Source organism: Streptomyces sp. NPDC101225 (genome assembly GCF_044767585.1).
Taxonomy (GTDB): domain Bacteria; phylum Actinomycetota; class Actinomycetes; order Streptomycetales; family Streptomycetaceae; genus Streptomyces.
In genome coordinates this window covers 239,881-264,690 of record NZ_JBIWOE010000009.1, presented here as the reverse complement: position 1 = coordinate 264,690, position 24,810 = coordinate 239,881, and the positions used below count along the sequence as shown (strand labels likewise).

Genomic DNA, 24,810 nt, shown 5'->3' with positions numbered 1-24,810 from the left:
GGGAGGTGGGACTCGGCCGCAGTGCCGTCCGGGGGCTGCCGCCCCCGGGCCCCGCGTCGGCCCTGGACGGGCCTCGTCCCCGAACGCCGGACGGGCCGAGGCCGACCGGCGCCACGAGGAGTGCGGTCAGCCCGCCACCGAGACCGACGGCTCGCCCGACTCCGTGCCGTCCGCCTGCATCTGCTCGGCGATCTTCATCGCCTCCTCGATGAGGGTCTCGACGATCTTGGACTCGGGGACGGTCTTGATGACCTCGCCCTTGACGAAGATCTGGCCCTTGCCGTTGCCGGAGGCGACCCCGAGGTCGGCCTCGCGGGCCTCGCCCGGGCCGTTCACCACGCAGCCCATGACGGCGACGCGCAGCGGGACCTCCATGCCGGTCAGGCCCGCGGTGACCTCCTCGGCCAGCTTGTAGACGTCGACCTGGGCGCGGCCGCAGGACGGGCAGGAGACGATCTCCAGGCCGCGCTGCCTGAGGTTCAGCGACTCCAGGATCTGGTTGCCGACCTTGACCTCCTCGACCGGCGGGGCCGACAGGGAGACGCGGATGGTGTCGCCGATGCCCTGGGAGAGGAGGGCGCCGAAGGCGACGGCCGACTTGATGGTGCCCTGGAAGGCGGGGCCGGCCTCGGTCACACCGAGGTGCAGCGGGTAGTCGCACTGGGCGGCGAGCTGCTTGTACGCCTCGATCATCACGACCGGGTCGTTGTGCTTGACCGAGATCTTGATGTCGCGGAAGTCGTGCTCCTCGAAGAGGGACGCCTCCCACAGGGCGCTCTCGACGAGGGCCTCGGGGGTGGCCTTGCCGTACTTCTGGAGCAGACGGCGGTCGAGGGAGCCGGCGTTCACACCGATGCGGATCGGGGTGCCGTGGTCCTTGGCCGCGCGCGCGATCTCCTTGACCTTGTCGTCGAACTGCTTGATGTTTCCGGGGTTCACGCGGACCGCGGCGCAGCCCGCCTCGATCGCGGCGAACACGTACTTCGGCTGGAAGTGGATGTCGGCGATGACCGGGATCTGCGACTTCCTGGCGATGGTCGCGAGCGCGTCCGCGTCGTCCTGCGTAGGACAGGCGACCCGCACGATCTGGCAGCCGGAGGCGGTGAGCTCGGCGATCTGCTGGAGGGTGGCGCCGACGTCGGACGTACGGGTCGTGGTCATCGACTGCACGGACACGGGCGCGTCCCCGCCCACGGCCACGGATCCGACCTGGATCTGCCGGCTCCTGCGCCGCTCGGCGATCTTGGTCGGAACGGACGGCATGCCGAGAGAAATCGCAGTCATCTGCTGTGCAACCCCAAGTCGTGGATCAAGGTCCGGTCCCGTCAGCAGCGGGCTCCAGGCTTCGAGATTACGGCACATGAGCAGGACCGAGCACATCACGACCCTAAACGCACTCAATGGAGTGCGGCCTGGAACGAAGCGTTCCAGGCCGCCCCGAACTCCACGTGTCTAGGTGATTTTCACCGGGTTGACCACGTCGGCCACCAGGACGAGCAGGGTGAAGCACACGAACACCCCGGCCACCACGTACGCCACCGGCATCAGCTTCGCCACGTCGAACGGGCCCGGGTCCGGCCGTCGCAGCACCCTCGCCAGGTTGCGGCGCAGCGACTCCCACAGGGCGCCGGCGATGTGCCCGCCGTCGAGCGGGAGCAGCGGGAGCATGTTGAACAGGAACAGGGAGAGGTTGAAGCCGGCGATCAGCATCAGGGCCGTGGCCAGCTGCTGGGTGGGCGGGATGTCGAGGGTGAAGATCTCGCCGCCGACGCGGGCCGCGCCGACCACGCCCATCGGGGAGTCGGGCTGGCGGGGCGCGCCGTCGAACGCGGCGTCCCACAGGGCCGGGATCTTGCCGGGCAGGGCCGCGAGGGAGTCGACGGCCTCGCTGATCCGGTCGCCCATCCAGGACACGGACTCGCCGAAGTCCTGCCGGACCACGCCGCTGGCCGCGCTGAAGCCGAGGAAGCCGGCGGTGACGAACTTGCCCGGGACCACCTGGCCGCTGGAGTCCTTCTTCGCGACCTGGTTGGTGGCGATCTTCGCGTGCAGCGTGACGTCCTGGCCCTTGCGGTCGACGACGATCGCCACGTCCTTGCCCGGGGTGGCGCGGATGAGGTCGGAGAGCTTGTTCCAGTCGTCCGTGCGCACCCCGTCGAAGGAGACGATCTTGTCGCCGGCCTTGAGGCCCGCCGCCGCGGCCGGGGAGGCCGGGTCGCCCTTCTTGCAGGCGTCGCGGTTCTGGCTCTGGGCGATGACGCACTGGGAGACCGAGCTGACGGTGGTGGTCTGCTGGGTGATGCCGAAGCCCATCAGGACCGTGAGGAACAGCGCCACGGCCAGGATGAGGTTCATGAAGGGGCCGGCGAACATCACGATGACGCGCTTCCAGGGCGAGCGCTTGTAGAAGAGACGCGACTCGTCCCCGGGCTGGAGCTCCTCGAAGGCCGCCGAGCGGGCGTCCTCGATCATGCCGCGCCAGGGGGACGTGGAGCGCGCGGTGATCCGGCCGTCGTCGCCGGGCGGGAACATACCGATCATGCGGATGTAGCCGCCGAACGGGATGGCCTTGAACCCGTACTCGGTGTCGCCCTTCCGGCGTGACCAGATGGTCGGGCCGAAGCCCACCATGTACTGCGGCACGCGGATGCCGAAGAGCTTGGCGGTGGACAGGTGCCCCAGCTCGTGCCACGCGATCGAGACCAGCAGGCCGACCACGAAGATCACTATGCCGAGGACCATCATCAGGGATGTCATGCACGCGCCTCCGCGGTGGCCGAAGCCGTCTGCGCCGTCAGTTCCCGGGCCCGGGCCCGCGCCCAGGTCTCCGCTTCGAGGACGTCCGACACGGTGAGCGAGGTTCCCGTGGCCGGGGTGCCGTGCTCCTCGACCACCCTGGTCACGGTCTCCATGATCCCGTTGAAGGGCAGCGCCCCGCCGCGGAACGCCTCCACGCACTCCTCGTTTGCCGCATTGAACACCGCCGGGGCGGTGCCCGCGAGCTCACCCACGTGGCGGGCGAGGTTCACCGAGGGGAAGGCCTCGTTGTCGAGCGGGAAGAACTCCCACGCCGACGCCTTGCTCCAGTCGAAGGCGGGGGCCGCGTCGGGGATCCGCTCGGGCCAGCCGAGGCCGACGGCGATCGGCCCTCGCATGTCGGGGGGCGTCGCCTGGGCGATCGTCGAGCCGTCCGTGAACTCAATCATCGAGTGGACATACGACTGGGGATGCACGACCACCTCAATGCGGCTGAAGGGAATGTCGTAGAGGAGGTGTGCCTCGATCACCTCCAGCCCCTTGTTCACCAGGGTCGCGGAGTTGATCGTGATGACCGGGCCCATCGCCCAGGTGGGGTGGGCGAGGGCGTCCTCGACCGTGACGTCCGCCAGCTGCTCCTTCGTGCGGCCGCGGAAGGGGCCGCCGGACGCCGTCACGACGATCTTCCGTACGTCCGCGCGCGTGCCGGCCGCCAGTGCCTGGAACAGGGCCGCGTGCTCGGAGTCGACCGGAATGATCTGGCCGGGCCCGGCGAGCGCCTTGACCAGCGGGCCGCCGACGATGAGCGACTCCTTGTTGGCGAGCGCGAGGGTGCGGCCCGCCTCCAGGGCGGCAAGGGTCGGGGCGAGGCCGATGGAGCCGGTGATGCCGTTGAGGACGGTGTGGCAGTCGGAGGCGGCGAGCTGTGTGGCCGCCTCCGTCCCGGCGAGGATCTCCGGCGGCGGCTCCCCCGCGCCGTACCGCGCGGCGAGCGCCTCGCGCAGCTCGGGCACGACGTCCTCGCGGGCGACCGCGACGCTCCGCACCCGCAGCCGGTGCGCCTGCTCGGCGAGCAGGGCGACCCGGCCGCCGTTGGCCGAGAGCCCGGTGACGCGGAAGCGGTCGGGGTTGCGCAGTACGAGGTCGATGGCCTGGGTGCCGATCGACCCGGTGGAGCCGAGGATCACCACGTCCTTCGGGCCGCCGCCCGCCACGGGGTCGTAGACGAGGTGCGGGTCGGCGAGGGCGCGGGCCGGATGTCGCGGGGCGGACGCGGTTCCCGACCCGTGCCCTCGTGGGGCTGGACTGTCGCTCATCCCTCCATTGTTGCCGAGTCGCGCCGCCGGGAGGACAGTGCGTCGCTCGGGTGGGTGGCTTGTCGGGCTCCGCCGGGTTGCGGCGGGATCCCCCCTTGTGAGGACGGCGTGAAGATCGGGCGCCGGGAGGACCCCTCCGGGACGTGCGGCGGGTCAGCCGATGGGACGGTGCAGGTTGTCCCTCTGCGAGGGTCCGGGGTCGGACACGGCGATCCAGGGGCCCTCGCCCGAGGGGTCCACGACGCCGTCCTCCAGCCACTCGTAGGTGCCCGACATCACGCCCTTGACCACCGTGCGGTCGAGGTCGTCGGTGTTGTTCCACAGGCGGCCGAAGAGCTCCTCGACGCGGATGCGGGACTGGCGGCAGAAGGCGTCGGCGAGCTGGTAGGCCTCGCGGCCGTGGTCACCCTGGCTGCGCAGGAGTTCGGCCCGTACGCAGGCCGCGCTCATCGCGAACAGTTCGGCGCCGATGTCCACGACGCGGCCGAGGAAGCCCTGCTTGGTCTCCATCCTCCCCTGCCAGCGGGACATGGCGTAGAAGGTGGCGCGGGCCAGCTTGCGGGCGTGCCGTTCGACGTAACGCAGGTGTCCGGAGAGGTCGACCTCGCGTTTGAACTCGCCGTAGGAGACCGGGAGCTGGCCGGGGCCCGCGACCAGTTTCGGGAGCCACTTGGCGTAGAAGACACCTGCGTTGGCGCCGGCCTTGGCCTTGTCCTGGAGGGACTTCTCGGGGTCGATGAGGTCGCCGGCGACGGTGAGGTGGGCGTCGACGGCCTCGCGGGCGATCAGGAGGTGCATGATCTCCGTCGAGCCCTCGAAGATCCGGTTGATCCGCAGGTCGCGCAGGACCTGCTCGGCAGGGACCGCGCGCTCGCCCCGGGCCTTCAGGGACGCCGCGGTCTCGAAGCCGCGGCCGCCGCGGATCTGGACGAGTTCGTCGGCGATGAGCCAGCCCATCTCGGAGGCGTAGAGCTTCGCGAGCGCGCCCTCGATGCGGATGTCGTTGCGGTTCTCGTCGGCCATCTGGCTGGAGAGGTCGAGTACGGCCTCCAGGGCGAAGGTCGTCGCCGCGATGAAGGAGATCTTGGCGCCGACGGCCTCGTGGTGGGCGATGGGCTTGCCCCACTGCTCGCGGGCCGCGGACCACTCGCGGGCGATCTTCAGGCACCACTTGCCGGCGGCGACGCAGGACGCGGGCAGCGACAGGCGGCCGGTGTTCAGCGTGGTGAGCGCGATCTTCAGACCCGCGCCCTCGGGGCCGATGCGGTTGGCGGCGGGGACCCGGACCTGGTGGAAGCGGGTGACGCCGTTCTCGATGCCGCGCAGGCCCATGAAGGCGTTGCGGTTCTCGACGGTGATGCCGGGCGAGTTGGTCTCCACGACGAAGGCGGTGATGCCGCCCTTGCGGCCCTCGCTCTTCGGCACCCGCGCCATCACGACGAGCAGGTCGGCGACGACGCCGTTGGTGGTCCACAGCTTCACGCCGTCGAGGACGTAGTCGTCCCCGTCGGGCACCGCGGTGGTCGCGAGGCGGGCCGGGTCGGAGCCGACGTCCGGCTCGGTGAGCAGGAAGGCGCTGATGTCGGTGCGGGCGCACCGGGGCAGGAACTGGTCCTTCTGCTCCTGCGTGCCGAACAGCTTCAGCGGCTGCGGTGCGCCGATCGACTGATGCGCCGACAGCAGCACGCCGATCGCGGGGCTGGCCGAGCCCGCCAGAGTCAGTGCCTTGTTGTAGTACACCTGGGTGAGGCCGAGGCCGCCGTACTTGGTGTCGATCTTCATGCCGAGGGCGCCGATCTCCTTGAGGCCGCTGATGACCTCGTCGGGGATGCGGGCCTCGCGCTCGATCAGGGCCGCGTCGACCTTCGTCTCGCAGAAGTCGCGCAGTTTGGCGAGGAACTCCTCGCCGCGCTGGGCGGCCTCGTCGGTCGGCATGGGGTGGGGGTGGATGAGGTCGAGCCGGAAGCGGCCGAGGAACAGTTCCTTGGCGAAGCTGGGCTTGCGCCACTCCTGTTCCCGGGCCGCCTCCGCCACCTGGCGGGCCTCACGTTCGGAGACGGTGGGTTTGCTGGATGGTGCGGACATGAGGCTCACCTCGCCGCGAATCGGGATCATGGGCCGTATCGGTTACCGACGGGTTCTACCCGATCGTATGTACCCGATCCCGGGCGACCTCACCACCCCTGGGGCACGGTCGTTGAGCCGAATTGACGCAACGCCGTCCGCCGTCCGGGTGCCGGGCCCTTGCCCCCGGAGCCCCCGCGGGGGGACGGTTCGGGTTCGGGACCGCTCCAGAAAGAAGGGTGTCGAAGCGCTTCGACACCCTCTGGACACCCGCTCCCGCGAGAAGCTAGTGTCGAACCACCCTCACTCGCCCTGCTTCACTCCGGGCACTGTCGAAGCGCTTCACATGACTGGGAGAGCTGGATGGTCACCCTCGCCGAGGTCGCCCAGCACGCCGGAGTCTCGGCGAGCACGGTGAGCTATGTCCTCAGCGGCAAGCGGTCCATCTCCACGGACACCCGGCAACGGGTCGAGCAGAGCATCCGCGAGCTCGGCTACCACCCGAACGCGGGCGCGCGGGCCCTGGCGAGCAGCCGTTCGAACATCATCGCCCTGATGGTCCCGCTGCGCACCGACATGTACGTGCCGGTGATGATGGAGATCGCCATCGCGGTCGCCACCACGGCCCGCACGCACGGGTACGACGTCCTGCTGCTGACCGGCGAGGAGGGCCCCGACGCGGTGCGCCGGGTCACCGGCAGCGGGCTCGCCGACGCGATGATCCTGATGGACGTCGAGCTCGACGACGAGCGGCTGCCGCTGCTGCGGGAGACCGACCAGCCGTCCGTGCTGATCGGGCTGCCCGCCGAGACCACCGGACTGACCTGCGTCGACCTGGACTTCAGGGCGACGGGTGCGCTGTGCGTCGAGCACCTCGCGATGCTCGGCCACCGCGACATCGCTGTCATCGGCGAGGCGCCCGCGGTCTACGAACGGCACACCGGCTTCGCCGAGCGCACGCTCGACGGGCTGCGCTCGCGCGCCCGGGAGCTGGGCCTACGGCTGCTGCACCGGCCGTGCGAGGGCGGGTACGACGCCACGGCCGTCACCCTCGCCCGCATCCTGGACGAGCGCCCCGGCACCACCGGCTTCGTCGTGCAGAACGAGTCGGCGGTCGAACCGCTGCTCGCCCTGCTGCGCCAGCAGGGCCGCGCCGTGCCCGAGGACGTCTCGGTGGTCGCGGTCTGCCCGGAGCAGGTCGCCGTCCAGGCCTCGGTGCGGCTGACCTCCGTCGCCATCCCCGCGCAGGAGATGGGCCGGCACGCCGTGGAGCGGCTCGTCGCCAAGCTCGACGGGCGTGGGGCCGACGACGTCGTGCTGATCTCCCCCGAGCTGGCGGTCCGGGCGAGCACCGGCCCGGCTCCCTCCGGCGGTTCCTGACCTCTGCCTTCCCCTGCCCTCCGGGCACCCTCTTGTCCTTTCGGGAGCACCGTTCGTGAATCAGCCTGCCGGAAACCAGACCCGGGTCAGCCTCGCGCAGTCGTCCCCCACCGTCGGCACCTTCCGTGAGCGGGACGGCGCACTGGAGTGGAGCGGCCGTCAGGAGACCCTTCGCATCGAGCCGTGGGGTCCGGACGCGGTCCGGGTCCGGGCGCGGCTCGGCGGCCCCATCCTGGAGAAGACGCCGGGCGCGCTGCTCGACGAGGTCCCGGCCACCGGGAGCAGCATCAAGGTCGGTGAGCGGGAGGGGCGGCTGACGGTCGGTGCGCTGACCGTCCACGTCGACGCCGAGGGCCTGATCCGCTTCCTGCGCACCGAGGACTCCGCGGAGCTCCTCGCGGAGGAGCGCGCCCACTTCTGGTGGCCCGGCTCGCGCCTCTACACCGCCGTCGGCAACGGCCACCACCGCCTGGAGCAGCGCTTCGCCGCCTACGACGACGAGCAGCTGTTCGGCCTCGGCCAGCACCAGCACGGCCGCCTCGACCAGAAGGGCCTGGTCGTCGACCTGGTCCAGCGCAACGCCGAGGTCTCGGTGCCCGTGCTCTGCTCCAGCCGCGGCTACACGCTGCTGTGGAACAACCCGGCGATCGGCCGGGTGGAGCTGGCGTACAACGGCACCCGCTGGGTGGCCGACTCGGCCCGCCAGATCGACTACTGGATCACCGCGGGCACCCCGGCCGACGGCCAGCGCCGCTACAGCGCGGTCACGGGCCGGACGCCGATGCTGCCGGAGTGGGCGGCGGGCTTCTGGCAGTGCAAGCTGCGCTACCGCACCCAGGACGAACTCCTCGCCGTGGCACGGGAGTACCGGCGGCGCGGGCTGCCGATCTCCGCGATCGTCTGCGACTTCTTCCACTGGACCCACCTCGGCGAGTGGACGTTCGATCCGGCCGAGTGGCCGGACCCGGCGGCGATGGTCCGTGAACTGGACGAGCTGGGCATCAAGCTGGTGGTCAGCGTCTGGCCGTCGGTGTCGCCGCTGAGCGAGAACCACCCCGTGATGGAGCAGCGCGGCTACTTCATCGGCACCCAGTACGGCCCGACGGCCCACGCCGACTGGCCGGACAAGGGGGTCGCCTCCACCGTCCAGGTCGCCTTCTACGACGCCACGAACCCGGACGCCCGCGCGTTCGTGTGGTCGCGGGTGAGGGAGAACTACCTGGAGCGGTACGGCATCACGGCCTTCTGGCTGGACGCCTGCGAGCCCGAGCTCAAGCCCGGCTTCCAGGAGAACCTGCGCTACTGGACGGGCCCCGGCCTGGAGGTCGGCAACAGCTACCCGGCGGAGAACGCCCGCACCTTCCACGAGGGCCTTGCCGCGTCCGGCGGGAGCGAGGTGATCACGCTCAACCGCTCCGCCTGGGCGGGCAGCCAGCGCTACGGCGCCGCGCTGTGGTCCGGTGACATCGGCACCGACTTCGCGACCCTGCGCCGCCAGATCGCCGCGGGCCTGAACACCGCGCTGTCCGGCATCCCCTGGTGGAACACGGACATCGGCGGCTTCCACGGCGGCGACCCGGACGACCCGGCCTACCGCGAGGTCATGATCCGCTGGTTCCAGTTCGGCGCGCTGTCCCCGCTGATGCGCCTGCACGGCTTCCGCGACCCGGGCATGCCGCTGGGCCCGGAGATGACCGGCGGCCCGAACGAGGTGTGGTCGTACGGCGAGGAGGCCGGCGCGATCATGGAGCGGTACCTGCGGCTGCGCGAGCGCCTGCGGCCCTACGTCCTCGACGTCATGCGGGAGGCGCACGAGGAGGGGCTGCCGGTGATGCGGCCGCTGTTCCTGGAGTTTCCCGGCGACCGGGCGGCCTGGACGGTCGGCGACGCCTACCTGTTCGGCCGGGACCTGCTGGTGGCACCGGTGCTCACGGCCGGCGCGACGGCCCGTTCGGCGTATCTGCCGACGGGTGCGGCCTGGACGGATGCGTGGACCGGTGAGGTCTACGCGGGCGGCTCGACCGTGACCGTCGACGCGCCCCTGGATCGGATCCCGCTGTTCCTGCGGGACGGGGCGCGGCTGCCGATCGCGCCGGAGGACGTGCCCCTCTAGGGCGGCCGGCGACCGTTCGTTCGTTGCGGCCGGCCGCGCAGGCCGACGTGGTGCTGGTGGTGGCGGGCAACGACCCGCACATCAACGGCCGGGAGACCGAGGACCGTACGACGCTGCGGCTCCCCGCCCAGCAGGAGCGGCTCCTGCGCGGCCCGCGGCGCTGTGGACCGCGCACGGCGGCCGGGCCGCGGGCACCGCGCTCGCCGGGGTGCCGGCCGGCGAAATCTCCCCCGCGGGCCACCTCCCGCAGACCTGGTACGCGGCCGACTCCGGCTCCGGGCACGGCCGGCCGTACGCGTCGTTCTCCCGCGAGGGCCCCGCGGTCCGGACCGAGGCCGGGTCGGCTGCACCGGCTGAGGGCAGGTGGCGGGATGGAAGGGGCCCGGCACCGGAAGGCTCGGCGCCGGGCCCCTTCGCGGGGTGGCCCTACAGGGCCAGACCGGTGAGGACGAGGACCCGCTCGTACGTGTAGTCGTCCATCGCGAACTTCACGCCCTCGCGTCCCACGCCGGAGCGCTTGGCGCCGCCGTACGGCATCTGGTCGGCGCGGTAGGAGGGAACGTCGCCGACGACGACGCCGCCGACCTCCAGCGCGCGGTGGGCCCGGAAGGCCACCTGGAGGTCGTGCGTGAACACGCCTGCCTGCAGGCCGTACTTGGAGTCGTTGACCGCGGCGAACGCCTCGGCCTCGCCGTCCACCTTCCGCACGGTCAGGACGGGTCCGAAGACCTCCTCGCAGGAGAGGGTGACCTCGGACGGCACGTCGGTGAGGACGGTCGGCGCGTAGGAGGCGCCGTCGCGGTCGCCGCCGGTGAGGAGCGTGGCGCCCGCCTCGACCGCCTCCTTGACCCACGACTCCACGCGCCTGGCCGCGTCCTCGCTGACCAGCGGGCCGACGTCGGTCGTGTCGTCGCCCGGGTCGCCGGTGCCCTGGGCCTCGACGGCGGCGACGATGCGCGGCAGCAGGCGGTCGTACACGGACGCGTCCACGACGACCCGCTGCACCGAGATGCAGGACTGGCCGCCCTGGTAGTTGGAGAAGGCGGCGATGCGGGTGGCCGCCCAGTCGAGGTCGGCGTCGGAGGCGTAGTCGCCGAGGACGACGGCCGCGCCGTTGCCGCCGAGCTCCAGGGTGCAGTGCTTGCGCGGCACCGAGTCCATGATCGCGTAGCCGACCTTCTCGGAACCCGTGAAGGAGATGACCGGCAGGCGCTCGTCCTGGACCAGCGCGGGCATCCTGTCGTTGGCGACCGGGAGGATGCTCCAGGAACCGGCCGGCAGGTCGGTCTCGGCGAGCAGGTCGCCGATGATCAGGCCGGAGAGCGGGGTGGCCGGGGCCGGCTTGAGGATGATCGGCACGCCGGCCGCGATCGCCGGGGCGATCTTGTGGGCGCAGAGGTTGAGCGGGAAGTTGAAGGGCGCGATGCCGAGGACGACGCCCTTCGGGAAGCGCCGGGTGAGGGCGAGCCGGCCCTGGCCGCCGGCGTCGGTGTCCAGGCGCTGGGCCTCGCCGCCGTTGAAGCGCCGGGCCTCCTCCGCGGCGAACCGGAAGACGGAGACGGCGCGGCCGACCTCGCCGCGGGCCCACTTGATCGGCTTGCCGTTCTCCGCCGAGATCAGCCGGGCGATCTCCTCGGTCCGCTCGGCCAGGCGCCTGCTGACGTGGTCGAGGGCGGCGGCGCGGACGTGGGCGGGGGTCGCGGCGAAGTCCTCGAGCACGGCGTGGGCGGCGGCGACGGCCTCCTCGACCTGGGCGTCCGTCGGCACGCTGACCTTGCCGACGAGCCGGCCGTCCCACGGGGAGGTGACGTCGAAGGTGTCGTCGCCCGTGGCCTGGCGGCCGGCGAGCCAGAAGGCGGTGGTGGAAGTCATGAGTCCCGGCCCTTCCGCGATAGGGGGTGTGCAGGATGGTCCGGGTCCACCGTAGATCGGCGGGGACCGGGCGGTGTTTGGCCGGTGTGGAGTGGTCGGGGGCGGGGCTGCGACGGTTCGGCCAGGTCGGGTCCACGGGACGCGCCCCGGCGGCCGACGGGCCGGCACCGTCACCCCGCGGGCCCGGTCCTCTCACTCCACCGATGCCGCCTTCAGCGCCAGCCACAGCTCCATGCGGACGTCCGGGTCGTCCAGCGACCGCCCCAGGATCTCCTCCACGCGCCGCATCCGGTAGCGCAGCGTGTGCCGGTGCACGCCCAGGTCCGCCGCCGCCGCGTCCCACTGGCCGTGGCGGGAGAGCCAGGCGCGCAGGGAGGCCACCAGGTCGCCGCGACCGGTCGCGTCGTGCTCGTACAGCGGGCGGAGCAGCCCGTCCGCGAACGCCTTGACCGCGTCGTCGGCGAGCAGCGGCAGCACCGATCCCGAGGCCAGCTGCTCGTGCGCCACGCACACCCGGCCCCGCCGCCGGGCCACCGACAGCGCCTGCTCGGCCTGCTTGTACGCCGCCGCGGCGGCTATGGGGCCGACGGGCGCCGACAGCCCCACCACGAGCTCGTCCGCGTCGCCGGCGGGCTCCCGCGCCGCGGCGACGTCGGAGCGCGCGCCCTCCACCGCCATCGCGTACTCCCCGCACGCGGCGACCGCCGCGCCCCCGTCCGCGGCCAGCACGATCAGCTGCTCCCCCTCGGGCACGACCAGCACGGACTCCCCCGCCCGCGCGGCCGCCGACTCCACGATCTCGGCGAGCGCGCCCAGCGGATCGGCGGCCTCGGCCGCGGTGCGGGCGCTCGACGCCGACTCGGCGACGACCATCCGGAAGGGCGCGTCCAGGAGGCCGCCGTACAGATGGCCGGCGACGGCCCGTGCGTGGTCCGGCTCGCCCGCGAGCAGCATGCGCAGCACCGCCGCGCCCAGGCGCTGCTGCGCGGCGTGCAGCGACCTCGACCGCTCCGTGGTGAGCGTGAGCAGCGCGATCGCCGAGTGCAGCGCGTACCGCTCCGCCGTGCCGAGGGCCGCCGCCGTGCCCACCGCGAGCGCGGCCCGGGCCCGGCGCTCGGTGCCCAGGGAGTGCAGTTCGACGCGGTCCTCGTTGTCGGGCGGGCCGACCACCGCGGACGCGGGTGCCGGCCGCTCGCGCAGCCGCTCGACCTCCGCCGTCAGCCGCGCGGCCCGCCGGCCCGCCCACTCCGGGGCCGTGGCGACGACGGTGCCCGAGACGTCGTAGAACGCCGCCCAGCCGTCGACCTGTGCGGCGAGCGCGGCCAGGATCCCCTCCGGACCGGCCGTCAGCGCCTGCTTGGTCAGTTCCCGCTGCGCGGCGAAGCCCGCCGTCACCGCCCGGTACTGGTCGGCCGCGATCGCCGCCGAGACCGCCTTGCTGATGGCGAGGAAGGGGGTGCGGCGGGGCACTTCCAGCAGCGGCAGCCCCTCGTCCTCGGCCGCGTCGACGAGCGCCTTCGGGATGTCCTCGTAGTTGACGCCGACGGCGAAGCCCAGCCCGACCACCCCGGCGCCGACCAGCCGCTTCACGTACCGCCGCATCGCCTCCGGGTCCTCGGCGTCCAGCTTCAGCGCGGTGACCAGGAGCAGCTCGCCGCCCTCCATGTACGGCACGGGATCGGCGAGTTCGCTGACGTGCGCCCAGCGGACGGGCACGTCCAGGCGTTCCTCACCCGCGCGCACGGTGAGCCGGAGCGCGGAGTGGTGGACGAGCGAGGCGAGGGTCGGAGGCATGGGACCTTCAGGTCAGGTCTGCGAGGACTGGGCGAACCCTGTGATCTTTTGGACATCGGGTATGAACGACGTGTGCCGATTCTGCCTCACTGTACGGTCCCGCGGCGCCTCGGAGTCCAGGCCTAGTGCCGCAGATCCACCAGCAGCGGGGGCGCGTGCTCCCCCTTCACGTTCGTCAGGGACAGCACCGCGTGGCCCGGCGGCACCCCGTGCGCCAGCTCGGAGGCCGACCACCGCTCCCGTTCGACCTGCCGCACGGTCACGGCCCGCGCGGTCGGCGCCTTGCCGGTGATCACCCGGCGCAGCATGTGCACGGCCTTGCCGGCCGGGGTCTCGGCGATGATCTGCCGGTCGGTGACGTCCCGCGCCTCCGTCCACTCCTTGCCCCAGACCTCGGCGAAGTCCTGCCCGTCCCACGGGGTGAGCCCGGACAGCGCCATCCGGCAGCCGGCGGAGCCGAGCAGCGGCCCGCGCAGCGGCCTCGGCACGTCGTCCAGGGTGCGCAGGGTGAGCACGGCGCCGGCGTTGGCCGACCGCAGCCGCTGGATCCCGCGCACCGCCTCCGGCGTGACGACCCCGGTGGCGTCGTCCAGCACCAGGCAGGCGAACAGGGAGCGGTCCTCCCGCACCGCGACGCTCGCCGTGAACTGCGCGAGCACCAGGCGCGCCAGCATCCGCGAGGCGTCCGCGTGCCCGCGCTCGGGCAGGTCGATACGGACCCGCACCGGGTGGTCGAGGGCCTTGAGCGAGAACGGCTTCGACTGCCCCGAGGTGTCGAAGAACCCGGCGAAGGCGGGCCGGTCGAGCAGCGCCACCCGGTCCCCGAGCACGGCCGCCACGTCGCCCGGGTGGCCCGACTGCCGCTGCCGCGCGTCCAGTTCCCGCAGCAGCGAGTCCTGCCCGGAGCCCTGCAGCGCCGTGCGCAGCTCGTCCAGCGGTCCGGGCGCCCCGTCCAGCAGCTGCCGCAGCTCCGGCACGGAGGGGAAGCGGCCGTGCACCGCCCGGAACGGTCCGAGCAGCTGCGCGAGCACGGTGGTGGACCGGCGGCTGTCACTGCCCGGATGCGGATCCGCGAGATCCCCGACCAGCGCCTCGGCGAGCACGGCCGCGGCCTCGTCGGGATCACCGCTGCCGCCGTAGAGATCGAGGTCGTAGACGGAATCGGGGTGGCCGATGCGCACGACGACGTCGTAGGAGTCGTGGGTGCCGAGCTCGGCACCCGTCCCTCCGACGACCACCACGGAGGCCCGCCCCACCAGCGCCTGCAAGCACAAGGACTCCGCCAGCGGCCGTACCAGCGAGCCCGTCTTGCCCGAGCCCGCGGGTCCGACGGCGATGAGCGACGTTCCCAGGAGCTCGGGAGCCAGGGCGAGTCCGGTGCCGCGATAGCCGTACGGGTTGCGCGGATCGTCCGTGGTGCTGCCGAGCCGCACCTGGCCGGTGATCAGGTCGTGCCGGGCCTGGCGGAAGGGCAGGTCGCGCTCGCCGGAGGGATGCAGGCAGGCGGCGGCACCGTCCTTGAGCACGGCCCCGGTGAACGTGCTCAGGCTGTGCCGACCGCTGCGGACCCCCTGCCAGGCACGGCTGATGCGGGCGTGGTCGACGTCGCGCATCTCCCCGGTCCGTGCGGCCGAGGCGAGCCGGTCCGCGGCGTCGTCGGCGCCGGCAGCCCGAAGCTGACTCCAGTGGGCGGGATCTTCCTCGGGCGCGGGCGGAGGTGCCTGCCGGAGCGCGGGACGCTTGAAGAAGGGTGCCCCGAAGCGCCTCCATACCTCGTTCCAGCGGCCGAGTCTTCCCACGACCACCATGATGATCAGGGCGATCAGCAGCTGATATCCCTGGTAGAGGAGAAAGTTGCCGACCTCGCTCCCGCCGCCGCGCCAGGCATCAGGGACGAGCAGCTTGAACGGCAGAAGCCACCAGGCGCCCAGATAGCCGTTCTGCAGGAGCGACCACACGAGCCAGCCCACCAGGAACGCGATCAGTGCTCCGCTCAGCAGTTGCCTGGTCGGGATCTGCTCGGGTTCCTCGGCCTTCCGGGGGCGGTGGCCGAAGCGCCAGATCCCCGGTGCCGCCTCCGGCCGCGGTGCGCGCAGCCAGGTCAGGAAGGCGGAGCCGTCGGGGGGCGGGGGCATCGGCGGGGCCTCCGTGGGCTTCGGCGGAAAGGCGGAGCGTGCCCGTGGCACAGGATTCGCATGCGTACCCCGCGCGTCCTGCGTCCCGTCGCTGTCCATCGCCCTCGCCCCTTGACCAGCCGCTCCGTCCACCGTCAGCGGTCAATCTAACGCCCCGTCCGGGCAGTTCACCGCTTTACACGGCCGGGCCCCTGACCGGCACCCTGTCCACGGTGGACAATCGCGCCGGCCGAAAACGCCCACATGGAGCATGCCCACCTTTCGTCCCCCGTCCTAGCCTGCGAGAAAAGAAGACAAGAGTCCGCAGCACGCCATCGCACCACCGCGCACACCCCCAGGAGCCCCTCATGAGCGCACTTCCGCAGGAGCGCCGGATCGTCACCGCCATCCCCGGCCCCAAGTCGCAGGAACTGCAGGCCCGCCGTACCGCCGCGGTCGCGCAGGGCGTGGGCTCCGTGCTGCCCGTGTTCACCGCGCGCGCGGGCGGCGGGATCATCGAGGACGTCGACGGCAACCGGCTCATCGACTTCGGCTCCGGCATCGCCGTGACCTCCGTCGGCGCCTCCGCCGAGGCCGTCGTGCGCCGGGCCTCCGCCCAGCTCGCCGACTTCACCCACACCTGTTTCATGGTCACCCCCTACGCGGGCTACGTGGAGGTCGCCGAGGCCCTGGCCGAGCTGACCCCGGGTGACCACGCCAAGAAGTCCGCGCTGTTCAACAGCGGCGCGGAGGCCGTCGAGAACGCGGTCAAGATCGCCCGTGCGTACACCAGGCGCCAGGCCGTGGTCGTCTTCGACCACGGCTACCACGGCCGTACCAACCTGACGATGGCGCTGACGGCGAAGAACATGCCGTACAAGCACGGCTTCGGCCCGTTCGCGCCCGAGGTCTACCGGGTGCCGGTGGCGTACGGGTACCGCTGGCCGACCGGCGCCGAGAACGCCGGCCCCGAGGCCGCCGCGCAGGCCGTCGACCAGATCACCAAGCAGGTCGGCCCGGACAACGTCGCCGCGATCATCATCGAGCCGGTGCTCGGCGAGGGCGGCTTCATCGAGCCGGCCAAGGGCTTCCTGCCCGCGATCCGCCAGTTCGCCGAGGACAACGGCATCGTCTTCGTCGCGGACGAGATCCAGTCCGGCTTCTGCCGCACCGGCCAGTGGTTCGCCTGCGAGGACGAGGGCGTCGTCCCGGACCTGATCACCACCGCGAAGGGCATCGCCGGCGGTCTGCCGCTGGCCGCCGTGACCGGCCGTGCCGAGATCATGGACGCCGCGCACGCGGGCGGCCTGGGCGGCACCTACGGCGGCAACCCGGTGGCCTGCGCCGGTGCGCTGGGCGCCATCGAGACCATGAAGGAGCTCGACCTCAACGCCAGGGCGAAGAGCATCGAGGCGGTGATGAAGGCGCGCCTCACCGCCATGGCCGACAAGTTCGAGATCATCGGCGACGTCCGCGGCCGCGGTGCCATGATCGCCGTCGAGCTGGTCAAGGACCGTGCGACCAAGGAGCCGGCCCCGGAGGCGACCGCGGCGCTCGCCAAGGCCTGCCACCAGGAGGGACTGCTGGTCCTGACCTGTGGCACCTATGGCAACGTGCTCCGCTTCCTGCCGCCGCTGGTGATCGGCGAGGACCTGCTCAACGAGGGCCTCGACATCATCGAGCAGGCCTTCGCCCGCGTCTGAGGCAGGCCGTGTGAAGAACGTGTGCGAGGTGGATGGCGGGACGCGATTCCGCCTGTCTTCGGCCCATCTGCTGCCGTAGGTTCTACCCAGATGAGAGATACACCCCGCTCACAGGGGACTGTGGGCGACTTCAGGCCGTGGCCTCCCCAGCTACGACCTGGTCGTGCCCTCGCGCACACACCCGGAGCTTCCGGTTCCGGATCTCCTCACCGATCGGACAGTCGCCCGCCCCAAACCCCCCGGGGTGGGCGTCGATCCGGTCAGATCGGCCGCCTCGGAACCACCCCCCCTGTTCCGGGGCGGCCGGCCTCCTTCCTTCCGTTTCTCGGACTGCTCGGGCTTCCCGCCCTTCTCTTCGCGCTCATCACCTGGCAGGTCGTCTCCGGCGGCCCGCTCGTGCGTGGGGACGAGCGCGTCAGCCACGCCCTCGTGGACCCGCTGCGCGTCTACGGCGGCCTCGCCGACCTGGGCAGCGTGGTCGTCGCGGTACCGGTGCTCCTCGCCGTCATCGCCCACGTCGCCCGGCGCGGCCGCGCCGCGGGGACCTACCGCTGGTGGCTGCCGCCGCTGGCGGCGGCCGTGGCGATGGCGCTGGTCCCGGTCCTGGTCGTGCCGCTCAAGGCGCTGATCGACCGTCCGGGCCCACCGATCATGGGTCCGGGCACCGGCTACTACCCCTCCGGCCACACCGCCACGGCCTCCGTCGCGTACGGCACCGCGACCCTGCTCCTGCTGCCCTGGCTGAGCCGCGCCGCCGCCCGCCGCGCCCTCGTCGCCGCCTGCGTGCTCGTCAATCTCGGCGTGGGCTACGGCCTGGTGCGGCGCGGCTACCACTGGCCCCTGGACGTGGTGGCCAGCTGGTGCCTCTGCGCGATGCTGCTGACGGTCTTCCGGATGGTCCTCGGCAGGGCCGGGGATCAGCCGAAGTAGCCGTCGAAGGTGTGCTGGAACTCCCAGTTCGAGTAGCGGTCCCAGTTGACCGACCACGTCATCAGTCCGCGCAGGGCGGGCCAGGTGCCGTGGGTGGGGTACGAGCCGCAGTTCGACTTCTTCGTCAGGCAGTCCAGGGTCTTGGTGACCTCGGCCGGGGCGACGTAGCCGTTGCCCGCGTTCGTGGAGGCCGGCATGCCGATGGCCACCTGGTCGGGCCGCAGCGGCGGGAAGACGTTGTTCGCGTCGCCCGCGACCGGGAAGCCGGTGAGCAGCATGTCGGTCATGGCGATGTGGAAGTCGGCGCCGCCCATGGTGTGGTACTGGTTGTCGAGGCCCATGATCGGGCCGGAGTTGTAGTCCTGGACGTGCAGCAGCGTCAGGTCGTCCCGCAGGGCGTAGAGGACCGGGAGATAGGCACCGCAGCGCGGGTCCTGGCCGCCGAACTTGCCGGTGCCGTAGAACTGGTAGCCCATCTGCACGAAGAACGTCTCCGGGGCCATGGTCAGGACGAACGCCGAGCCGTACCTGGCCTTCAGGGTCTTCAGGGCCGAGATCAGGTTGACGATCACCGGGGTCCTCGGGTTCTTGAAGTCCGTGTCGTCGGCGTTCAGGGAGAGGGAGTGGCCCTCGAAGTCGATGTCCAGGCCGTCGAGGCCGTAGGTGTCGATGATGTCCGAGACCGAGGAGACGAAGGCGTCGCGGGCCGCGGTGGTGGTCAGCTGCACCTGGCCGTTCTGGCCGCCGATCGAGATCAGCACCTTCTTGCCGGCCGCCTGCTTGGCCTTGATCGCGGCCTTGAAGTCGGCGTCGGACTCGACGTTCGGGCACTCGGTGACCGGGCAGCGGGTGAAGCGGATGTCGCCGGAGGTGGCGGAGGTCGGCTCGCCGAAGGCCAGGTCGATGACGTCCCAGCTGTCGGGGACGTCGGCCATCCGCGTGTAGCCGGAGCCGTTGGCGAAGCTGGCGTGCAGGTAGCCGACCAGGGCGTGGGTGGGAAGGTCGGAGGTGCCGCCCGAGGAGCCGGTGGTGGTCGTGGCCGTCACGGCCGCCGACTTCGCCGATTCACCCGCGTCGTTCACGGCGGTCACCTGGAAGCTGTACGCGGTCGACGGGGCCAGGCCCGTCACGGTGGCCGAGCTGCCGCTCACTGTCTGGACCTTGGTGCCGTCGCGGTAGACCGCGTAGCTCGTGGCGCCGGTCACCGGCGTCCAGGACAGGGCGACGGTGGAGGACGTGACCGTGCCGGCGTGGAGACCGCCGGGCGCGGCGGGCGGCCGGCCCGTGCTCCCGGCCGGGCCGACGAGGGAGACGTCGTCGGCGTAGTAGGCGCCGGTGCCGTACCAGCCGTGCGTGTAGAGGGTGACCTCGGTGGTGGCGGCGCCGGTGGTGAAGGTCGTGGTGAGCTTCTGCCAGTCGGGGGCGGACTGGGTCCAGGTGGACACGTCGGTGGTGCCGGTGCCGGACGCGCCGAGGTAGACGTAGGAGCCGCGGACGTAGCCGCTCAGCGTGTACCGGGAGTCGGGCTGCACGGTCACGGTCTGCGTGCACTGGGCGTTGTCGCTGCCGGCCGGGGTCGCCTGCAGCGCGGAACTGCCGCTGTGCACGGGTGAGCCGACCGTCGTGCCGGCGGTGCAGCTCCAGCCGTCGAGGCCGGACTCGAAGCCTCCGTTGCGTGCCAGGTCCGCGTCGGCCGCCTGGGCCGGCGACGAGAGCGCGGTGATGCCGGGTACGGCCAGCAGGGCCGCCGTGAGCGCGGCGAGGACAGGTCTGGTGCGACTGGGGCGATCCACAAGTGCCTCCGGGCAGGGGGGAATTGGAGGGGTGGAGCGCGCCCAATTTGGTCCAGACCAATCCTCTTGTCAAGCCCTCGGCCCCCGGCCGTCGTCGTCGACGGCCAGGCTCGCCGCCGCCTCGTGCAGGGCCAGTTCGAGCAGGGCCGGGTCGGTGAGCGTGCCGGAGCCGTCCGGCGGCACCAGCCAGCGGACCCCGCTGGTCGAGCGGCCCGGGTACGGCACCACGATCCAGGTGCCCGCCCCCGCCGTACGGATGCCCGTGCCGAGCCATCGGGCCGCGGTGCCCGGTGGCACCAGGAAACCCATGCGCGCGTCCCCGAAGTCGGCCAGCACCGGGCCGGGCCGGCCGAGGATGCGGGTGAGGACGTCCAGGGTGGGATAGCCGAGCCCGCTCGGCAGGATGATCACGTCCCAGGCCTTGCCGGCGGGCAGCAGGGCGATCCCCTGCGGATTGCGCTCCCACTCCCGGCGACAGGCCTCGGGATCCGGAGCAACGGATGCCAGCCACTCGACCGCCGTCTTCGCCCCAGCCATGAGGGGACCTCCCTGTCTCTCCTTGACGCCGTCGCGTCACGGGAGAGAGGGAGGTCCCAGGCCGGCATTACGCGGGTTCGGGCACCCGATTGACGTGAGCTGGATCACACTCAGCTGTCGAAGCCGAGGCCCAGCCGGTCCATCGTCCGCAGCCAGAGGTTGCGGCGGCCGGCCTGCGCGTCCGCGCGGGCGAGCGACCACTTGGTGAGGGCGATGCCGGTCCACGCGAAGGGCTCGGGCGGGAACGGTATCGGCTTCCTGCGGACCATCTCCAGCGACGTCCGCTCCGTCTTCTCCCCGGCCAGCAGGTCCAGCATCACCTCGGCGCCGAAGCGCGTGGCACCCACGCCGAGACCCGTGTAACCCGCCGCGTAGGCGACGTCGCCCTGGTGCGCGGTGCCGAAGAACGCCGAGAAGCGCGAGCAGGTGTCGATGGCGCCGCCCCAGGCGTGCGTGAAGCGGACGCCCTCCAGCTGCGGGAAGCAGGTGAAGAAGTGCCCGGCGAGCTTGGCGTAGGTCTCCGGGCGGTCGTCGTACTCGGCGCGCACCCGGCCGCCGTAGGGATAGACCGCGTCGTAACCGCCCCACAGGATGCGGTTGTCGGCGGAGAGGCGGAAGTAGTGGAACTGGTTCGCCGAGTCCCCGAGTCCCTGGCGGCCCTGCCAGCCGATCGACGCGAGCTGCGCGTCGCTCAGCGGCTCGGTCATCAGCGCGTAGTCGTAGACCGGGACGGTGTACGACCGCACGCGCCTGACCAGGTTCGGGAAGATGTTGGTGCCGAGCGCGACCTTGCGGGCGCGGACCGAGCCGTAGGGGGTGCGGACGGCCAGGCCGGCGCCGTACCGCTTCAGGGCGAGGGCCGGGGTGTGCTCGTGGACGCGGACGCCGAGCCCGAGGCAGGCGCGCTTGAGGCCCCAGGCGAGCTTCGCCGGGTGGAGCATGGCCACCCCCCGGCGGTCCCACAGACCCGCCTGGAACGTCGGTGAGTCGACGTGCCGCCGCACCGCCTCGGCGTCCAGGAACTCGACGCCGTCGGCGAGGCCCTCGCGTTCCATCTCCTCGTACCAGTCGCGCAGTTCCCTCGTCTGGTACGCCTCCGTCGCCACGTCGATCTCGCCGGTGCGCTCGAAGTCGCAGTCGAGGCCGTACCGGGCGACCGCCTTCTCGATCTCGTCGAGGTTGCGGGCGCCCAGCTCCTCCAGGCGGTGGATCTCGGCCGGCCAGCGGGCCAGGCCGTTGGGCAGGCCGTGGGTGAGGGAGGCGGCGCAGAAGCCGCCGTTGCGGCCGGAGGCGGCCCAGCCCGCCTCACGGCCTTCCAGCAGGACGACATCCCGTCCGGGGTCGCGCTCCTTGGCGAGGAGCGCGGTCCACAGTCCGCTGTAACCGCCGCCGACGACCAGCAGGTCGCAGCTCTCGGCGCCGGTCAGCGCGGGCTCGGGGTGGGGCTTGCCGGGGTCCTCCAGCCAGTACGGGACGGGCTGTGCGTCGGAAAGAGACCTTGTCCAGCGGTTCATGGCGCTCGGGGCCATGATGTCAACTCCCTACGAGGGGTGTGCGGTCATGCCTTCTGCCGGTTGCGGCGGTTGCCGATCAGCATGGACGCCAGGACCAGCAGCACGGCCACCAGGAACATGGCGGTGCCGATGACATTGATCTGGACGGGCGTGCCGCGCTGTGCCGAGCCCCAGACGAACATGGGGAAGGTGACGGTCGAGCCCGCGTTGAAGTTGGTGATGATGAAGTCGTCGAAGGAGAGCGCGAAGGACAGCAGCGCGCCCGCCGCGATGCCGGGCGCGGCGATGGGCAGCGTGACGCGCAGGAAGGTCTGCGCCGGACCGGCGTAGAGGTCCTGCGCCGCCTGCTCCAGGCGCGGGTCCATCGACATCACGCGCGCCTTCACGGCGACCACGACGAAGCTGAGGCAGAACATGATGTGGGCGATCAGGATCGTCCAGAAGCCCAGCTGGGCGCCGAGGTTGAGGAACAGGGTGAGCAGCGAGGCGGCCATGACGACCTCGGGCATCGCCATCGGCAGGAAGATCAGCGAGTTCACCGTGCCGCGGGCGCGGAACCGGTAGCGGACCAGCGCGAAGGCGATCATCGTGCCCAGCAGGGTGGCGCCGATCGTCGCCCACAGGGCGATCTGGAGGCTGATCGACAGCGAGCCGCACAGGCCGGCGACCCCGCACGGGTCCTTCCAGGCGTCCGTGGAGAACTGCTGCCACTGGTAGTTGAAGCGGCCCTTCGGCTTGTTGAAGGAGAACACCGTGACGATGACGTTCGGCAGCAGCAGATAGCCGAGGGTCACCAGTCCGGCGATGACCACGAGATGGCGCTTGAGCCAGTTGACGAAAGGCATTTAGACCAGATCCTCCGTCCCGGCCCGGCGGATGTAGAGGGTGACCATGAGCAGGATCGCGGCCATCAGGATGAAGGAGAGGGCCGCGGCCGTCGGATAGTCCAGAATCCGCAGGAACTGGGTCTGGATGACGTTTCCGATCATGCGGGTGTCGGTCGAGCCGAGGAGTTCGGCGTTGACGTAGTCGCCCGCCGCCGGGATGAACGTCAGCAGCGTGCCGGAGACCACGCCCGGCATCGACAGCGGGAAGGTGACCTTGCGGAAGGTGGTCCAGGGCCTGGCGTACAGGTCGCCGGCCGCCTCGTGCAGCCGTCCGTCGATGCGCTCCAGCGAGGTGTACAGCGGCAGGATCATGAACGGCAGGAAGTTGTAGGTCAGACCGCAGACCACGGCGAGCGGTGTGGCCAGGACGCGGTCGCCGGAGGTCCAGCCGAGCGCGTTGGTGACGTCCAGGACGTGCAGCGTGTTGAGGGCGCTCACCACCGGTCCGCTGTCCGCGAGGATCGTCTTCCAGGCGAGCGTGCGGATCAGGAAGCTGGTGAAGAAGGGCGCGATCACCAGCACCATGATCAGGTTCCGCCAGCGGCCCGCCCGGAAGGCGATCAGATAGGCCAGCGGGTAGCCCAGCAGCAGGCACAGGATCGTCGCGGCGGCCGCGTAGAGCACCGAGCGCAGGAACTGCGGCCAGTACTCGGACAGCGCGTCCCAGTAGGTGGCGAAGTGCCAGGTGACCTTGTAGCCCTCCTCCAGGGAGCCCGTCTGCACGGACGTGGAGGCCTGGTAGATCATCGGCAGCGCGAAGAAGATGATCAGCCACAGGAGGCCGGGCAGCAGCAGCCAGTACGGCGTCCAGCGGCCCCGCTTGCGCGGGGGCTTCTTCTCGGGGGCGGGCGCCAGGGGTGGCGCCTCGGTGACCGTGGCCATCAGGCGGCCTCCTCCTCGACCTCGGCGACACCGGCGTCGATGTCCTGCGCCGCGTCGAGGCCGAAGGTGTGCGCCGGGTTCCAGTGCAGGACGACCTCGGTACCGGGCACGAGGCGGGCGTCGCGGTCGATGTTCTGCGCGTAGACCTCGAACTCCGGACAGACGGGGCTGTCGATGACGTACTGCGTGGAGACGCCGATGAAGCTGGAGTCGGCGATCTTCCCGGTGATGCGGTTGCGGCCCTCGTCGATCTCGCCCGCGTCGTCGGCGTGCGTGAGGGAGATCTTCTCGGGGCGGACGCCGACCAGCACCTTGCCGCCGGTCGCCGAGGGCGCGCTGCACCGCGACCCGGGCAGCACGAGCTTGCCGCCGCCGGCCCTGAGCACGATGTCGTCGCCGCTCCGGGAGTCGACCTCGGCCTCGATCAGGTTCGAGGTGCCGAGGAAGTTGGCGACGAAGGTCGTCTGCGGGTTCTCGTAGAGGTCGGCGGGCGAGCCGAGCTGCTCGACGCGGCCCGCGTTCATCACGGCGACCGTGTCGGCCATGGTCATGGCCTCCTCCTGGTCGTGCGTGACATGGATGAAGGTGATGCCGACCTCGGTCTGGATGCGCTTGAGCTCCAGCTGCATCTGGCGGCGCAGCTTGAGGTCGAGGGCACCGAGCGGCTCGTCCAGCAGCAGCACCTTGGGGTGGTTGATCAGCGCGCGGGCCACCGCGACGCGCTGCTGCTGGCCGCCGGAGAGCTGGTGCGGCTTCTTGCGCGCCTGCTCGCCGAGCTGGACCAGCTCCAGCATGTCCTCGACCTGCTTCTTCACGCTCTTGATGCCCCGCCGGCGCAGGCCGAAGGCGACGTTCTCGAAGACGTCGAGGTGCGGGAAGAGGGCGTAGGACTGGAAGACGGTGTTCACCGGCCGCTTGTAGGGCGCCAGTTGGGTGACCTCCTGGTCACCGAGGTGGACGGTGCCGCCGGTGGGCTCCTCCAGTCCGGCGATCATGCGCAGGGTGGTGGTCTTGCCGCAGCCGGACGCGCCGAGCAGGGCGAAGAAGGAGCCCTGGGGCACGGTCAGGTCGAGCGGGTGCACGGCGGTGAAGGAGCCGTAGGTCTTGCTGATGCCGGAGAGGCGGACGTCGCCGCTGCTGTCTTTGGTCATCTT

At 71.6% G+C, this 24,810-nt stretch carries 17 protein-coding genes and 1 pseudogene; 5 read left to right on the top strand and 13 right to left on the bottom strand.

The window, feature by feature from the left end; translation table 11 throughout:
- Positions 1-126: 126 nt before the first annotated feature.
- The 4 genes from ispG to ACIRPX_RS16405 form a co-directional block, all read right to left on the bottom strand.
- On the bottom strand, positions 127-1,284 hold the full coding sequence (ispG, locus tag ACIRPX_RS16420) for a flavodoxin-dependent (E)-4-hydroxy-3-methylbut-2-enyl-diphosphate synthase (RefSeq protein WP_404194188.1): 1,158 nt from the start codon (positions 1,282-1,284) through the stop codon (positions 127-129).
- 168 nt (positions 1,285-1,452) lie between these two features.
- On the bottom strand, positions 1,453-2,745 hold the full coding sequence (locus tag ACIRPX_RS16415) for a M50 family metallopeptidase (protein ID WP_404194277.1): 1,293 nt from the start codon (positions 2,743-2,745) through the stop codon (positions 1,453-1,455).
- 8 nt (positions 2,746-2,753) lie between these two features.
- Complete coding sequence (dxr, locus tag ACIRPX_RS16410; protein WP_404194185.1) at positions 2,754-4,073, bottom strand: 1-deoxy-D-xylulose-5-phosphate reductoisomerase; 1,320 nt, start codon at positions 4,071-4,073, stop codon at positions 2,754-2,756.
- Positions 4,074-4,226: 153 nt separating this feature from the next.
- Entirely contained in the window at positions 4,227-6,158 is a 1,932-nt protein-coding gene (locus ACIRPX_RS16405; protein ID WP_404194183.1) for an acyl-CoA dehydrogenase family protein, read from the bottom strand.
- Positions 6,159-6,500: 342 nt separating this feature from the next.
- On the opposite strand from ACIRPX_RS16405, the gene ACIRPX_RS16400 reads away from it, so the two are divergent.
- The 3 genes and pseudogenes from ACIRPX_RS16400 to ACIRPX_RS16390 form a co-directional block, all read left to right on the top strand.
- A complete protein-coding gene (locus tag ACIRPX_RS16400) occupies positions 6,501-7,517 on the top strand; it encodes a LacI family DNA-binding transcriptional regulator (protein WP_404194181.1) in 1,017 nt (338 codons plus the stop codon).
- 55 nt (positions 7,518-7,572) lie between these two features.
- A complete protein-coding gene (locus tag ACIRPX_RS16395; RefSeq protein WP_404194178.1) occupies positions 7,573-9,630 on the top strand; it encodes a TIM-barrel domain-containing protein in 2,058 nt (685 codons plus the stop codon).
- Between the two features lie 26 nt (positions 9,631-9,656).
- Positions 9,657-9,973, top strand: a pseudogene (locus ACIRPX_RS16390) (glycoside hydrolase family 3 protein); the annotation flags it as partial.
- Between the two features lie 83 nt (positions 9,974-10,056).
- On the opposite strand, the gene ACIRPX_RS16385 reads toward ACIRPX_RS16390, so the two are convergent.
- The 3 genes from ACIRPX_RS16385 to ACIRPX_RS16375 all read right to left on the bottom strand — a co-directional run bounded on the left by ACIRPX_RS16385 (position 10,057) and on the right by ACIRPX_RS16375 (position 15,530).
- The gene (locus ACIRPX_RS16385) at positions 10,057-11,502 is read right to left on the bottom strand and encodes an aldehyde dehydrogenase family protein (protein ID WP_404194175.1); all 1,446 of its coding nucleotides are present in this window, start codon (positions 11,500-11,502) and stop codon (positions 10,057-10,059) included.
- 192 nt (positions 11,503-11,694) lie between these two features.
- The gene (locus ACIRPX_RS16380) at positions 11,695-13,296 is read right to left on the bottom strand and encodes a PucR family transcriptional regulator (RefSeq protein ID WP_404194173.1); all 1,602 of its coding nucleotides are present in this window, start codon (positions 13,294-13,296) and stop codon (positions 11,695-11,697) included.
- Between the two features lie 122 nt (positions 13,297-13,418).
- On the bottom strand, positions 13,419-15,530 hold the full coding sequence (locus tag ACIRPX_RS16375; protein WP_404194171.1) for an ATP-binding protein: 2,112 nt from the start codon (positions 15,528-15,530) through the stop codon (positions 13,419-13,421).
- A 248-nt stretch (positions 15,531-15,778) separates the two neighbouring features.
- Between ACIRPX_RS16375 and gabT the strand changes: the two genes are divergently transcribed.
- Entirely contained in the window at positions 15,779-17,113 is a 1,335-nt protein-coding gene (gene gabT / locus ACIRPX_RS16370) for a 4-aminobutyrate--2-oxoglutarate transaminase (protein ID WP_404194168.1), read from the top strand.
- A 396-nt stretch (positions 17,114-17,509) separates the two neighbouring features.
- Positions 17,510-18,043 (top strand): phosphatase PAP2 family protein, encoded by a 534-nt coding sequence (locus ACIRPX_RS16365; RefSeq protein WP_404194166.1) that lies wholly within the window; start codon positions 17,510-17,512, stop codon positions 18,041-18,043.
- On the opposite strand, the gene ACIRPX_RS16360 is transcribed toward ACIRPX_RS16365, so the two are convergent.
- From ACIRPX_RS16360 to ACIRPX_RS16335, 6 genes are all read right to left on the bottom strand, one after another.
- Positions 18,031-19,836, bottom strand: coding sequence for a chitinase (locus ACIRPX_RS16360; protein WP_404194163.1), 1,806 nt, complete (start codon positions 19,834-19,836; stop codon positions 18,031-18,033). The genes ACIRPX_RS16365 and ACIRPX_RS16360 overlap by 13 nt on opposite strands.
- A gap of 69 nt (positions 19,837-19,905) precedes the next feature.
- The gene (locus ACIRPX_RS16355; RefSeq protein ID WP_404194161.1) at positions 19,906-20,373 is read right to left on the bottom strand and encodes a hypothetical protein; all 468 of its coding nucleotides are present in this window, start codon (positions 20,371-20,373) and stop codon (positions 19,906-19,908) included.
- A 110-nt stretch (positions 20,374-20,483) separates the two neighbouring features.
- Positions 20,484-21,902 carry an NAD(P)/FAD-dependent oxidoreductase gene (locus ACIRPX_RS16350; RefSeq protein WP_404194159.1) on the bottom strand — a complete coding sequence of 473 codons (1,419 nt, stop codon included), beginning with the start codon at positions 21,900-21,902 and terminating at the stop codon, positions 20,484-20,486.
- Between the two features lie 29 nt (positions 21,903-21,931).
- Complete coding sequence (locus tag ACIRPX_RS16345) at positions 21,932-22,732, bottom strand: ABC transporter permease (protein ID WP_404194157.1); 801 nt, start codon at positions 22,730-22,732, stop codon at positions 21,932-21,934.
- Complete coding sequence (locus ACIRPX_RS16340) at positions 22,733-23,656, bottom strand: ABC transporter permease (RefSeq protein ID WP_404194154.1); 924 nt, start codon at positions 23,654-23,656, stop codon at positions 22,733-22,735. It lies immediately after the preceding gene.
- Complete coding sequence (locus ACIRPX_RS16335; RefSeq protein ID WP_404194151.1) at positions 23,656-24,807, bottom strand: ABC transporter ATP-binding protein; 1,152 nt, start codon at positions 24,805-24,807, stop codon at positions 23,656-23,658. Before ACIRPX_RS16335 ends, ACIRPX_RS16340 begins: the two co-directional genes overlap by 1 nt.
- Between the last annotated feature and the right edge of the window lie 3 nt (positions 24,808-24,810).